We start from the raw sequence: 14911 nt of genomic DNA, 5'->3' as shown, positions 1-14911 counted from the left end.
ACTATACACTTTAGAATTATGAGAACATTATATAAAAGATTGGCTTGTGCGTATATTATAGCGTTCTGCCTTCCGGTTTTATTTACTTCTTGTGAAGATTTTCTTGCAGAAACACCTTATGATTTTTATGATGAACAGAATTTCTATAAAGATGTTTCTGAATTGGAACTTGCAGTCAATGGTGCTTACGAAGTTCTAAGTCAGAAGATGACATACGGCCATTTTATGTTGGTGAACGATTGCGATACGGATTTAAGTCATATAAAAGGCTCTGGAACCGGCCATACGGCACGAGATCTGGGGCACTACAATATCTATTCTTCTCATACTTGGATTGAGCAAGCGTGGGGATATTATTATACCGGTATAGATCGTGTAAACCGTATTATGGCCAATAAAGAACGTGTTGCATTACCCGATGATGAATCTAAAAAGAAGTTTAATCGTTTGATTGCTGAGGCTAAGCTGTTACGGGGAATTTGTTATTTTGATTTGGTACGAATGTGGGGAGATGTACCATTGAAACTAACAGCTTCAGATAAAAAAGAAAATTTTGCGTTAACTCGTACCGATAGGGAAGAGGTGTATGAGCAAATTGTAAAAGACATGGAAGAGGCCATTAGTGACTTGCCATGGCATGATGAGATGAGTTCTTATGAGGGCCGTCCGACCAAAGGGGCTGCGATGGGATTGTTGGCGAGGGTATACTTGTTTAGGGCAGGATACTCATTGCATCAAAATGGTAAAATGGAGCGGCCGGGTAAATATCTGGAATATTATGGTAAAGTAAAGGCTATTTGTGCGGAATTGATAAATTCGCATCATCATGCTCTAAATGCTAATTATGAAAGAGTTTTTAAGAATGTATGCGAAAATATTCTGGAGCCTAATGAGGTGATGTATGAAGTTCAGTTTTATAATCCCTCCGGCGAGAATGATCATAGTAGTAAAATAGGTTCTTATAATTCGCCGGAGATAAATAGGAATTCTTCTTATGGCTTGGGAAACTCTTTCATAAAGACAACACATTTTGCGTATGATTTGTACGAGCAAGGAGATACTCGCAGGGAAACGGCAATAGCTACATTTAAAATAAATGCCAATGATAATGTTATTCCAATCCCACGTAAAAACAGTTACACTTGGGCTCCGGGCAAATGGCGTAGGAATTGGATTCCCGGCCCGCCGAAGGATTTGGAGAATATGGATATTAATTTTATCCTTTTACGCTATTCGGATGTGCTGCTAATGTATGTAGAAGCCGTCAATGAACTTGATGGGCGGTTAGATAAACTGGCAATAGAATGTCTTAACCAAGTGCGTAGAAGGGCCTATGGATATGTTCCTACTGCCACTACTCCTGCCATTGATTTTACTTCTGCCGATTTTCCTAATCAGCAAAGCGTACGTGATTATCTTTTTATTGAACGTGCCAGAGAATTATGCTTTGAAGGATTCAGACGTTTTGATCTTATCCGTTGGAATAAACTTGCCGTAGTGCTTCATGATTTTGCCGCAAAATTTAATGCAGCTGTTGCAGACGGAACATTAACGTCTTATGTATGGGCTGCCGGTAATTATTTCAAGGGAGGAAAACACGAACTTTATCCTATTCCTTCTTATGAGATACGTGAGACAAAGGGCAGTTTGGTGCAGAACCCCGACTATTCTAATGATGGTAGGTAGAACTAACATATAATTAATGTAATAATAAAATGAATCAACTATCCTATCTGTTTTTACCTCTTACAGCCATTAGTCTATCGGCTTGTACTTCCGGTAGGCCTAAAGAAGAGGCGAAGCGACCTAATATCATCTTTATGATGACAGACGACCATACCACACAAGCCATGTCTTGTTATGGAGGTCGTCTGCTCCAGACACCCAATATGGACAGGATTGCCAATGAAGGCATCCGTATGGATAATTGCTATGCGGTCAATGCATTGTCCGGTCCGTCAAGGGCTTGTATACTGACGGGAAAATTCAGTCATGTCAATGGATTTACGGATAATGCCAGCACTTTTGACGGTAGCCAGCAGACTTTCCCTAAATTGTTGCAAGCGGCGGGGTATCAGACTTCAATAATAGGCAAATGGCATTTGATTACAGAACCTCAGGGGTTTGATTATTGGTGTATCCTGACCGGACAGCATGAGCAGGGTGATTACTACAATCCCGATTTTAATGAAAATGGAAAACAGATTGCAGAGAAGGGATACGTCACCGACATTATCACGGATAAGGCTATTGAGTATCTGAAACACAGAGACAAAAGCAAACCGTTCTGTATGATGTATCATCAAAAGGCACCACATCGTAATTGGATGCCGGCACCTCGCCATCTCGGAATGTTCAACAATACCACTTTTCCTGAACCGGCCACACTGTTCGATACTTATGAAGGCAGAAGTGCTGCGGCCAAGGAGCAGGATATGTCAATAGAGCATACATTGACCGATGACTGGGATTTGAAATTCCTGTCTCGTGAGGATATGCTGAAAGATACTGCAAACCGTCTTTATCAAGTCTACAAGCGTATGCCTGCCGAGGTGCAAAGCAAGTGGGATTCTGTATATGCGCAACGAATTTCCGAGTATCGCAATGGGAAATTGAAAGGTAAGGAATTGATAAGTTGGAAGTACCAACAATACATGCGCGATTATCTGGCAACGGTTGTGGCTGTGGATGAGAATATCGGCCGCTTACTTGGTTATTTGGAGAAAACCGGCGAATTGGATAATACGATTATTATTTATACTTCGGATCAAGGTTTCTTTTTGGGAGAGCATGGTTGGTTCGACAAGCGTTTCATGTATGAGGAGTGCCAACGGATGCCGTTGATTATTCGCTATCCGAAAGCCATTAAAGCAGGTACTACTTCAGATGCCATTGCCATGAATGTGGATTTTGCCCCTACGTTGCTGGATTTTGCAGGAGTAGACATTCCGGATGACATTCAAGGCAAATCGTTGAAGCCTGTCCTGGGTAATGAAGGTAAGGTGCCGGCCGATTGGAGAAAAGCTGCCTATTATCATTATTATGAATATCCGGCAGAACACTCTGTTAAAAGACATTACGGCATTCGTACGGCCGATTTTAAATTGATTCATTTCTATAATGATATAGACGAGTGGGAAATGTATGATTTGAAGAATGACCCTAATGAATTGAACAATGTGTTCGGGAAAGCGGAATATGCAGAACAACAGGCAAGCATGCTGTCTTTGTTGAAGCAACTGCAAAAACAATATAAGGATGATGACCCGGACGAGAAAGTGAAGGAGTTGTTTAAGGGCGACAGAAGGTTTATGAAAAACAGATAATTATAAGTTCAATAGTATGGATAGAAGAAGTTTTATAAAGAACACCGGTTGGTCTTTTTTAGGGTTAGCCGCATCGGGCAGTTTGTTGTCTTCGTGCCGGATGGGAACTCCTGCGGAGAAAAGAAAGATGCCCTCTGCCGGTAATCTGAAATATTTTTGGGGAGACCTGCATAATCATTGTAATATAACTTATGGGCATGGCGATATGCGTTCTGCATTCGAAGCGGCTAAGGAGCAGTTGGATTTCGTTTCTGTAACTCCACATGCTATGTGGCCCGATATTCCCGGTGCGGATGACCCTCGCCTGAAGTGGGTGATTGATTATCATACCGGCGCCTTCAAGCGTCTGCGCGAGGGAGGCTACGAGAAGTATGTGGCTATGACCAATGAGTATAATAAGGAAGGAGAGTTTCTCACTTTTATAGGTTATGAGGCGCATAGTATGGAACATGGAGATCATGTCGCTTTGAATTATGATTTGGATGCGCCGTTGGTGGAATGTACTTCCATAGAAGATTGGAAGCAGAAAGCCCGTGGGCATAAGGTTTTTATCACTCCCCACCACATGGGCTATCAGACCGGCTATCGCGGATATAACTGGAAGTGTTTTACGGAAGGAGAGCAAACTCCGTTTGTAGAGATGTATTCCCGGCACGGGTTGGCCGAGAGTGACCAAGGGGACTATGATTATTTGCATGACATGGGACCTCGCCAGTGGGAAGGAACCGTTCAATATGGATTGGAACAAGGCAGGAAATTCGGTATTATGGGGTCGACAGACCAACACGCAGGCTATCCGGGCAGCTATGGCGACGGTCGTATAGGTGTTCTGGCCGAATCGTTGTCTCGCGATAAGATTTGGGATGCCATGAAAAACCGCCATGTATGTTGTGCCACCGGGGATAAAATCAATATCGATTTCCGTTTGAACGATGCTTTTCCGGGTGATGTGGTGCGGGGAAACAGTCGTCGCATTTATTTGAATGTAGAGGGAGGAAGCTGTATCGATTATATAGATATTGTCAAAAACAGGAAATGTATTGCCCGTTTAAGTGGTCCGTTGCTGCCCGAGATGCCGGACGGGGATGTGGTGCGTTGTAAGATAAAGATTGATTTTGGTTGGAACCGTGAAGAGCAGTATGTGCATTGGCAGGGAATGCTGTCGGTGGATAAGGGAGTGATTAATGCCGTGGAGCCTTGTTTCCGGGGCGCTGCATTTACTTCACCCCAACCGGGAGAACCGGAATTTGAAACAAAGGTGAATCGTATAGTATCCGTGACGAGCAATACTGTTGAACTGGATATGTACAGTTCCAAGAATCCGAATACGACCACTCCTGCCACACAAGGTGTGATTCTGGACGTGTCTATGCCTAAAGACGGTGTGATTACGGCAGAATTCAACGGAAAGAAGTTTGAGCATTCATTGGGCGAGCTTCTGGAAGGTTCGCGTTCTCATTTCATGATAGGATGGCTCAGCGAAGCTATTCTGTTCAATCGTGCCATGCCGGAAAGCTGTTTTATGGTCGAACATTACATGGAAGATAAAGAACCCGAAAGGGATACGGACTATTATTATGTAAGAGTTCGCCAGCGTAATCGGCAATGGGCTTGGAGTTCTCCTATATGGGCAGAAAGAGTCTGAAAAAACTTTATGAATGTTGGGAGCTATGGAATATGCTATTGGCATTGATTTAGGCGGTACGTCTATAAAATACGCTTTGGTGGACGAAGCGGGTAATTCTTTCTTTGAAGGGAAATTACCTTCTTTTGCTTCCGTGTCGGCTGCGGAAGTGATGGCCAGATTGGTGGAAACCGCTTCTATTGTGAGACATGAGGCCAAGAGACGGAACCTAAGTATACGAGGCATAGGGCTTGGCACTCCGGGCATTGTCGATGAGACCAACCGTATCGTGTTGGGAGGTGCCGAGAACATTGTGGGATGGGAAAACATAGACGTGGCTTCCGTGCTGGAAGAAGCGTTGAAACTACCCGTGGTTGTAGGAAATGATGCCAATCTGATGGGGTTGGGCGAGACCAAGTTCGGTGCCGGAAGAGGATGCAGTCATGTTGTCTTTTTGACGGTAGGTACAGGCATAGGCGGTGCGGTGATTATCGATGGCAAATTATTCGGCGGGTATGCCAACCGGGGCACGGAGTTGGGCCATGTTCCCTTGATAGCCACGGGAGAACGTTGCGCATGCGGCGCTGTTGGCTGTCTGGAGCATTATGCTTCGACGGCGGCTTTGGTAAGACGTTTCAGTACATTGGCAGAGGAGCGGGGATTGAAGTTCGACGCGGAGATAGACGGAGAACTGATTGTCCGTTTGTATCGCGAGGCTTTTCCGCTGGCTGTCGATTGCATGAACGAACATTTTTATTACTTGGGAAGAGGTGTTGCCGGATTCATTAATATCTTCAGTCCTCAGCGTGTTGTGATAGGAGGAGGTGTCGCAGATGCCGGTTCTTTTTACGTGGAAAAGATAAAGGAGGTTGCCGGCGGGCATGTTATCATGGACTGTGCCCTGAATACGCAAATCGTGGCTGCGGAACTGGGTAACAGGGCCGGACTGATTGGTGCTGCATCGTTGATATTATAAGTGTCGGGTTGTGAAGCAAGACGTTGTAGTCCTGCATGTCATTGCTGCAAGATTCTGCAAGCCTGCCGCAGTTCCACTGCAAACCTGCTGCAGTTCCACTGCAAACATGCTTGCAGCGTTACTGCAAAAGTGTTGCAGTGGTAATGCAAAGGTATTGCAGTGATGCTACAAAGGCTATGCAGTGGAACTGCAACAAGGGTGCACGGCATTCATGAGGCGTGATGTGGTTTTGCTTCTCTTTGAAGTATAAAAGAAAGGAAATGTTTATGAGAAAGATAATAGCAGGTTTGTCCGCCTTGTGTATGCTGGCGGCTTGTGTCAGTTCCGAACCGTCGGCTGTGATAAAAGTCGCGGAGGCAACATTGATGAATGAGGTGCGTGCAACCCCTTCTCCACAGGATGGGATGCATGTCAGGGTAAATCCGCCGCATTTCATGTGGCCTGACAAATTCCCGCATCTCGGTGCGGTGTTGGATGGCGTGCCGGGGCAAGTGGAAGAGAAGCCGAAAGTGGTTTACAGGATTCGTATCTCTCAGGATAAAAACTTTGAGAAGGATGTTCTGACGGGGGAGCGTGCATGGGCCTTTTACAATCCGTTCCGATGTCTGGCACAAGGCAAATGGTACTGGCAACACGCTTATGTCACCCCGGAAGGAAAAGAAGAATGGTCGCCGGTCCATCATTTTTATATAGATGAGCATACTGCGGAGTTCAATCCTCCGCCATTGGAAAAAGTGCTGGCGGGTTATCCTTCCCGTCATCCCCGGATATTGCTGGATGCGGAAGAGTGGGAAGAAGTGATGCTGAGAAACAAGGACAATCCGGAGGCGCAGGCCTATATGGACAAAGCCTCTCGATGCTTTTCCCGTCCGTTGAAGCATCTTCGGGAAGAAATAGATACGACCAATGTCGTTACGCTGGCCAATGTCGTGCAACGCGAGTCGGCCCTTATTCGCGAGAGCCGTAAAATTGTAGACCGCGAAGAGGCCAATGTGGAAGCATTGGTGCGGGCATATCTGTTGACTAAAGATGAGAAGTATTACCGGGAAGGCATCAAGCGCTTGAGTGAGATTCTTTCTTGGCAGACGAGCAGATATTTTGCGGGCGACTTCAATCTCTCCACGCTGCTTTCCATGAGCACATCCGCCTATGATGGCTTCTATAATTTGTTGACTTCGGAAGAAAAGCGGATGCTGTTGGATAATATCCGCAGCATCGGTGATAAGTTCTTCAATGAATATGTAAACCATTTGGAGAATCGCATTGCAGACAACCACGTGTGGCAGATGACCTTTCGCATTCTTACGATGGCCGCTTTTGCCACGGTCGGCGAAATTCCCGAAGCATCCGTATGGGCCGATTATTGCTATAACGAATGGATATCTCGGCTGCCGGGACTGAACCATGATGGTGCTTGGCATAATGGCGACTCTTATTTCCACGTAAACATACGCACGTTGATAGAAGTGCCGGCATTCTTTTCGCGCATATCGGGGTTCGACTTCTTTGCAGACCCTTGGTATGATAACAATGCCCTGTATGTCGTTTACCAACAACCTCCTTTTTCCAAATCGGGAGGTCATGGCAATTCGCATGAAAACCAGCGTATGCCCAACGGAGGGCGTGTAGGATATGCCGATGCCTTGGCGCGCGAATGCAATAATCGGTGGGCGGCGGCTTATGTGCACGAGATTATGCGAGAAGACCCCGAAATCTTGTCGAAAGCCTTCGAAGCTAAGCCGTCCGACCTGACATGGTATCGTTGTATTACCAAGAAAAAAAGACCTGCCGGTACGGTATGTCTGTCAGACTTGTCGGGATGTAAAGTGTTTAACGAAACCGGTACAGCTTTAATGAACACCGACCTCGGACATTACAAAAACAATGCGATGCTCTCTTTCAGAAGCAGCCCTTACGGTTCTACATCGCATGCGTTGGCCAATCAAAATGCTTTCAATACGTTCTTTGGCGGTAAGGCGGTCTTTTACAGTAGCGGTCATCGCACAGGGTTTACCGATGACCACTGCATGTATGCTTACCGGAATACCCGCGCCCATAATTCAATCCTAGTCAATGGCATGGGGCAAAAAATCGGCACGGAGGGATATGGATGGATTCCCCGATATTATGAAGGCGAAGCCATCTCTTATGTTGTCGGAGACGCCTCCAATGCCTACGGGAAAGTGCAGTCTCCCTTATGGTTGGAGCGTGGACGCTTATCGGGTACCCTGTTCACTCCGGAGAAGGGATGGGACGAAAATAAACTCGACTTCTTTCGCAGGCATGTCGTGCAGCTGGGCACTTCCGGCTTGTTTGTGATTTACGATGAATTGGTCGGCAAAGAGCCGGTAAGGTGGGATTATCTGCTGCATACGGTTGAACTTCCTATGGATGTGACCGAATACGAAGGCGGATTGCAGATACGCGGCAGGAATAAGGCTGATGGGGTATCTGTGGCTCATTTGTTTGCTTCGCAAAAAATGTCGTATGCACAAACCGATACTTTCTTTATAGCTGCCGTGGACTGGAAAAAAAGACTTGGTAAACCTCTTCCCGGTCACTATCATTTTACCGCATCTGCTGCCGCCTGTACCAAGGTCTGCTTCCTGAATGTGGTCGACGTGCATGGCAATAATCGCGCCGATGCCCTCATCAAACGGGAAGGAAACCGTGTGACAGTGGAGGGATGGGTGATTGAATGCAATTTGGATGGTAAAGGAAAAGCTTTTTTACGTATAGAGAATAAAGAGAAAGGAGCTTCATTGGACTTTAATTACACTTCGAACAAAGGAGCTACGATTATAGTAGACCGGGTTGACGGGAAAGAAGTAAAGAAGAAGTTGGTCGACTTTCTGCCTCATCTTGAAATCTAACTTATATGGATAACCTGAATTCGGTATAAGATAAGGCATTATGTGCCTGTTAAATACTCGTATATATCTTGCCGTTTTCCTCGCATATATGCGAGACCGTGAACGTCGTATATGCGAGACCGTGAACGTCGCATATACGAGACCACACACGTCGCATATGCGAGACTATGAACGTCGCATATACGAGACTTGGCACCACTGATTACCCCCTTCGGGTGTATCTCTGGGGTCGTTTCGTATAGGCGGAGTCTTTTTCCCTTCTTTATTATATTGAAATCAGGTTATGGATACGGTGGGAGTCTGTCTTGATAGGATTTCGGAAGCGGGAGAAGTTTTATGTTTTTATCTGAAGGATATTCCGTAATAGTTTTTATATTTGCTATCTGCAAATGAGATAGGAGATATATTTTATGGATAATAACTTTGCAATAAACATCGGTCGTCAGCTGGGTAGCGGCGGACATGAGGTAGGTAAGAAACTGGCCTCTCGCTTAGGCATCGGCTTCTATGACAAAGAGTTGATAAACTTGGCTTCTGAAGAAAGCGGCTTTTGCTGCGAGCTTTTCGAGAAGGCCGACGAGAAGACATCGCAAGGCGTGTTGGGAGGCTTGTACGGCATGCGTTTCCCTTTTATCAGCGACGGGGCCATTCCCGTAACGAGTTGCTTGAGCAACGATGCGCTTTTCAAGATTCAGAGTGATGTGATAAGAAAGCTTGCCTCCAAAGGCTCTTGCCTGTTTGTGGGGCGTTGTGCCGACTATATATTGCGCGACCATCCCCGCTGTGTGAATATCTTTGTTTCCTCCACTCCGGAAGATCGCATTGCACGCATTTGCAGAAAACGCCCCATTTCGGAAAAGGAAGCGGAAGAGTTGATGGAGAAAGCCGACAAGAGGCGCGCCAACTACTATAATTTTTATAGCAACAAGACGTGGGGAACTGCCTCTGCCTATCACCTCTGCATTGACTCGTCCGTGTTGGGCATCGACGCTACGGCAGACTTCTTGGAAGAGTTTGTAAAGAGAAAACTGTCTGGCGGCTGATATGTGTCAATTCATAGCTCTTCGCGTTATGATATAACTATACTCCCATACACTCCCTGTAAAAGTCGAACATCTCGCAAACGGCGTCCTTGTCCGCAGTTTGGTTCAGGCAGATGTCGCCTACTTCTTTCAACAGGGTGAAGTTGATGACACCGGCCGTATTCTTCTTATCGTGTTTCATCAATTCGTACAAGCGGTCATACTGTTTGCAGTCGAAGGCAAAGCCGCCATAGTTCTCTTTGATGAAGCGGATGGCCTGATACATCCTTTCTTTTGGAAATCCCACCTTTATATGAGAAAGGTATAATTCGCAGACAATGCCCCAAGCCACGGCATAGCCATGTAGCACCGGACGGTTTTCGGCAAGGGCGAGGCTCTCGAAGGCATGCCCTACGGTATGTCCCAGATTCAGGGCTTTGCGTATGCCATGCTCCAACGGGTCTTCTTCCACAATGCGCTCTTTTACTTGCACGGAGCGTCCCACCATCTGTTTCAACGCCGCATAGTCTATTCTTTCGGTATCGAAAGCCAGCAGTTCCGCCAGATGGCCGGGAGTGCTGATGAGGCCATGCTTCAACATTTCGGCATAGCCGGAGAAGAAGTTGCGGGCATCGAGGCTGCGAAGGAATTCGGTCTCTATTAGCACGCAGGCGGCGGGTGCAAATACGCCGATTTCATTCTTCAGGCCGTTGAAGTTAATCCCCGTCTTGCCTCCTACCGATGCGTCGACCATAGCAAGCAGGGTGGTGGGGATGTTGACGTAAGCGATACCGCGTTTGAAGGTTGAAGCGGCAAAACCTCCGAGGTCGGTCACCATGCCTCCACCCAGATTGATGAGCAAGGAGTGGCGGCTGGCGCCTTTCTCGCTCAAAGCTTGCCACACGGAAGCCAATGTTTCCAGATTTTTGTGTATGTCTTCTGCCCCGATGACTATTTCTTCCGCATCTTTCAGTGCGGGGATGCTTTTTAATTGCGGCAGGCAGAGGCGGCAGGTATGTTCATCGGCGAGAATGAAGAGTCTGTCATGAGGGCATCTTTCGATGGCTTGTGTAAGGCTGTCAGCCAGTTCTTCGCAAAGAATTACTTCTTGTTTACTCATTAGAGGATTTGTATTTTATTGATTTATTGCACGACAAAGATAGTTCTTTCAACAATAAATGTTACCTTTGTGTCACGAAAAATAAGAGGCTGCTTGATTTTTGCCCGTCATATCCGTGAAATTCCTTTCCGAATCTGTTTTCTGCATCCTTTCATCGACAAGGCAATGCCGTGCGGCAGGAAAGAACAAGAAAAGAGACCGGAAAGAAGCCGATAAAGAGCTTGATAAAAAGAGAGAGGGAATATTAAGCAGGCCTTGTATATAAACTGTAAAAAACGAAAATCAGATGAGAGCTTTGTTACCCGTATATTGCCGTCCGTTGGGCTATTTCATCATAGCTTTAGCGTTGTTTCTTCCTTTCCTGCTGCTGATGTGGGGAAAAGTGACGGATTCCAATCTGTTGTTCTATAAAGAGTGTTCCAAGCTTCTGATGATGATGGGAGCGCTGATGATTATTTTTGCGCTGACAAAGAACGAGAGCGGTGAGACGGAGCAATTGCGCAACAAAGCCACGCGCAATGCCGTCTTCCTGACCGTCTTGTTCATCTTCGGCGGTATGCTCTACCGTGTGGCGAAAGGCGATTTGCTTTCTGTGGACTCTTCTTCTTTCCTCATATTTCTTATATTGAATGTACTTTGTCTGGAATTTGGTATAAAAAAGGCAACGGTCGACAAACTGTTTAAACGGAATGGCCGATAAATAAACCAAATTGTCATGCGGGGCATTAAACCTTTTGTCCGTATGCTTGTCTAATGAAGCAGTGGATGGCATTATCCGGATATATAAGGAATAGACAAAGAATAAACGCATGAAGAAAATTATGATTGGGGCGGCACTGTGGCTGTTGACGGTGCCGTCTGCTTTCTCACAAACAAAAAACATTACAGTCACGGGGCGTGTTATGGAAGACACGAAGGAACCTGCCATACAAGCCACCGTACAGTTGCTTTCCTTGCCTGACAGTGCTCAAACGGCGGGTGTGGCAAGTTCGGCGCAAGGCTATTTCACGCTCCCTAAGGTGAAGGCCGGTAAATATGTACTGAAAGTTTCCTATATCGGTTTCAAGACTAAATATCTTCCACTGCAACTCTCTGAATCCATGCACGACAGGAATGTGGGCACACTGACGTTGGAGACGGATGCCGTGATGTTGTCCGAAGCTGTGGTTACGGCAGAAGCCCCGCAGGTGCAGGTAGTGGAAGATACCATTGCTTTCAACTCATCTGCTTATCGTACTCCGGAAGGTGCCATGCTGGAGGAATTGGTGAAGAAATTGCCCGGTGCCGAAGTCGATGATGAAGGTACGGTAAAGATAAACGGCAAAGAGATAAAGAAGATTATGGTAGACGGCAAGGAATTCTTCGGCGGAGACGTGAAAACCGGATTGAAGAATCTGCCCGTAGATATGGTGGAGAAGTTGAAGACGTACGATAAGAAGTCCGACTTGGCCCGTATCACCGGTATTGACGACGGAGAGGAGGAAACCGTGCTTGATTTGACAGTGAAAAAGGGGATGAATCAGGGTATCTTCGGCAATCTCGACTTGGCCGGTGGCACGAAAGACCGGTATATGGGGCATGCCATGCTGAACTATTTCCGTGAGAATACGCAGGTATCTGTAATTGCCGGAGCCAACAATGTGAACGACCAAGGCTTTTCGGGTGGGGGAGGAGGTCCGCGCTGGCGACGCAACAACGGGCTGACCGCCACGAAAGAACTGGGTGTAAACTTTGCTACGGAAACGGATAAGATTGAAATGGGCGGCAGTGTCCGCTACAACTACAAAGACAATGACCGTATCAGTGTAGGGAGCACGGAGAACTTCCTGACGAACGGTAACTCTTACTCTAATTCCAATAGCCGGCAGCGCAATAAAAGCCGGGATTTCAATGTTGATTTCCGTTTGGAATGGAAGCCTGATACGATGACGAATATCATCTTCCGTCCCGACTTGTCTTACAGTAAGTCGGACAACTACTCCAACTCCAAATCGGCCACGTTCAATGTCGACCCCTATCAGGTGGTGGTCGATCCCAACAACTATCTGGCCGATGCCCGACAAATGAAGAAACTGTTTGGCGACAGTTTGGTGAACCTTAGTGACAACCTCTCCTTGAACAACGGCAATGACCTGTCGGCCAACGCTACTCTGCAACTGAACCGTAAGCTCAATGCGCGCGGAAGGAACATCACTTTTCGCGGACGCTTCGGTTACAACGACTCCGAGAGCGACCAATATTCCTATTCCAATATATATTATCGAACTAAGGACGATGTATTATTGATGCGTTACATCACCGTTCCCACCAAAAGCTACAATTATAGTGCACAACTGACGTATAGCGAACCTCTGGCACGAACCACTTTCTTGCAATTCAGTTATCAGTTCCGGTATAGATACAACAAGAGCGATAAATCTGTCTACGATTTGGACAGAACCTTCGGCGAGAATCCTGCTTCGGACGAAATCATCAGTCAGATAACCCGTCCTCTTGGCTCGGACGGTGCAGACGACAGATGGAATGCCGGGCAGAGCAAATTTGCCGAATATCGATACTACAACCATGATGCCATGGTGGCTTTGCGTTTTATCCGCCCTAAGTATCAGCTCAGCGCCGGTCTTTCTTTTCAACCGCAGCACACTAACCTCTCTTACGAGAAGGGAACGGTGAAAATAGATACGGCACGTAATGTCTTTAATTTTGCGCCGAACATCGATTTGCGTGTCCGTTTCTCTAAAGTGAGTCAGTTACGTCTGTTCTATCGTGGCCGGAGCAGTCAGCCCGGCATGGAGAACCTGCTCGACGTGACCGACGACTCCAACCCTTTGAACATCCGCAAGGGTAATCCGGGGCTGAAACCCTCGTTTGTCCACGAGATGCGTATGTTCTATAATACATATAATGCCGAGAAACAGCGCGGTATCATGTCGCATGTCCGATTTAATCTTACCCAAAACAGTATCAGTAACAGCCGTGTGTATAATCCGGAGACCGGCGGGTGGACCACGACACCGAAAAACATTAACGGCAAATGGAATGCTTTTGGCGTGATTGGATTCAATACGGCCCTGCCTGACAAGAAATATACCATCAATTCGTTCTCCAACGTAGGTTATTCCAACAATGTGGGTTACTTGACGGATACCCGGACTAAGGTGGAGCGGAAGAATACTACGACTAACCTGAACATTGGCGAACGTCTGAACGGTTCTTATCGCAATGACTGGCTGGAGCTGGGCTTGAACGGAAGTTTCCAGTACTCGGCAGAGAAGGATAAGCTGACTCCGTCCAATAATCAGAATCCATATACCTTCTCGTATGGCGCTAACACCACCGTCACTCTGCCTTGGAACATGAGCCTTTCTACCAACATTGCCAATCAGAGCCGTCGCGGCTATACGGACACCAGCATGAATCGCAACGAACTTATTTGGAATGCCCAGCTTGCGCAGACTTTCCTGAAAGGGGCGGCCACCATCAGTTTCGAGATGTACGACATCCTGAAGCAGCAGAGCAACATCAGCCGCTCGCTGACGGCCGGCGGTCGTTCCGTCTACTCTTATAATGGGGTAAACAATTATTGCATGCTCCATTTCATCTACCGCCTGAACATCTTCGGAGGCAAGGCTGCCCGTGAGAAGATGGAGAACAGGCATGGCTTTGGAGCTCCCGGCGGTGGCCCCGGACGCGGCAGGTTCGGTGGCGGACAGCGTCCTTTCTGAGACAAAAAAATCCTGTCGCCTGCGAATAAAGTCCGTCCCGCCCTTATCCGAAGAAGGAAGAGATTAGGCAGAAAACTCTATCGCAAGCCTTGCGATGTATATCTTGCGCCTTGCGATATACATCTTAGCGCTTGCGATATACATCGCAAGGCTTGCGATAGAGAATTCTTCCTATGGAAGAGGATGTTTTCATGCAGTGGCCGCCGACTTTTGAAAGGCATCCCGCCGACTTCTTTCCTTACTGT

Annotated in this window: 9 protein-coding genes; 8 read left to right on the top strand and 1 reads right to left on the bottom strand. The window is 46.8% G+C overall.

From position 1 onward, the window contains the following. The first annotated feature begins 18 nt into the window (after window positions 1–18). The 6 genes from EV202_RS06045 to EV202_RS06015 all read left to right on the top strand — a co-directional run bounded on the left by EV202_RS06045 (window position 19) and on the right by EV202_RS06015 (window position 9842). On the top strand, window positions 19–1686 hold the full coding sequence (locus tag EV202_RS06045; protein WP_131926084.1) for a RagB/SusD family nutrient uptake outer membrane protein: 1668 nt from the start codon (window positions 19–21) through the stop codon (window positions 1684–1686). A gap of 29 nt (window positions 1687–1715) precedes the next feature. Next, window positions 1716–3326 (top strand): sulfatase family protein, encoded by a 1611-nt coding sequence (locus EV202_RS06040; protein WP_131926082.1) that lies wholly within the window; start codon window positions 1716–1718, stop codon window positions 3324–3326. A gap of 16 nt (window positions 3327–3342) precedes the next feature. Further along, window positions 3343–4971: a Tat pathway signal sequence gene (locus EV202_RS06035; RefSeq protein ID WP_165899399.1), complete on the top strand. Its 1629-nt coding sequence runs from the start codon at window positions 3343–3345 to the stop codon at window positions 4969–4971. Window positions 4972–4996: 25 nt separating this feature from the next. Then, window positions 4997–5926 (top strand): ROK family protein, encoded by a 930-nt coding sequence (locus EV202_RS06030; RefSeq protein ID WP_131926112.1) that lies wholly within the window; start codon window positions 4997–4999, stop codon window positions 5924–5926. A gap of 302 nt (window positions 5927–6228) precedes the next feature. Further along, on the top strand, window positions 6229–8799 hold the full coding sequence (locus EV202_RS06020; RefSeq protein ID WP_234878249.1) for a DUF4962 domain-containing protein: 2571 nt from the start codon (window positions 6229–6231) through the stop codon (window positions 8797–8799). A gap of 410 nt (window positions 8800–9209) precedes the next feature. Next, the gene (locus EV202_RS06015) at window positions 9210–9842 is read left to right on the top strand and encodes a cytidylate kinase-like family protein (RefSeq protein ID WP_131926078.1); all 633 of its coding nucleotides are present in this window, start codon (window positions 9210–9212) and stop codon (window positions 9840–9842) included. A gap of 37 nt (window positions 9843–9879) precedes the next feature. Here the strand turns inward: EV202_RS06015 and aroB are convergent, their stop codons facing one another. Further along, window positions 9880–10941 carry a 3-dehydroquinate synthase gene (gene aroB, locus EV202_RS06010; protein WP_131926076.1) on the bottom strand — a complete coding sequence of 354 codons (1062 nt, stop codon included), beginning with the start codon at window positions 10939–10941 and terminating at the stop codon, window positions 9880–9882. Between the two features lie 286 nt (window positions 10942–11227). Between aroB and EV202_RS06005 the strand changes: the two genes are divergently transcribed. Both EV202_RS06005 and EV202_RS06000 read left to right on the top strand, forming a co-directional pair. Continuing rightward, window positions 11228–11641, top strand: a complete 414-nt coding sequence (locus tag EV202_RS06005) for a hypothetical protein (RefSeq protein WP_106068123.1) — start codon at window positions 11228–11230, stop codon at window positions 11639–11641. Between the two features lie 109 nt (window positions 11642–11750). After that, entirely contained in the window at window positions 11751–14666 is a 2916-nt protein-coding gene (locus tag EV202_RS06000) for a TonB-dependent receptor (protein WP_131926074.1), read from the top strand. The last annotated feature ends 245 nt before the right edge of the window (window positions 14667–14911 follow it).

The organism is Prevotella heparinolytica (assembly GCF_004342845.1).
GTDB classification, from domain to species: domain Bacteria; phylum Bacteroidota; class Bacteroidia; order Bacteroidales; family Bacteroidaceae; genus Bacteroides; species Bacteroides heparinolyticus.
This window is presented reverse-complemented; position numbering and strand designations above follow the sequence as displayed.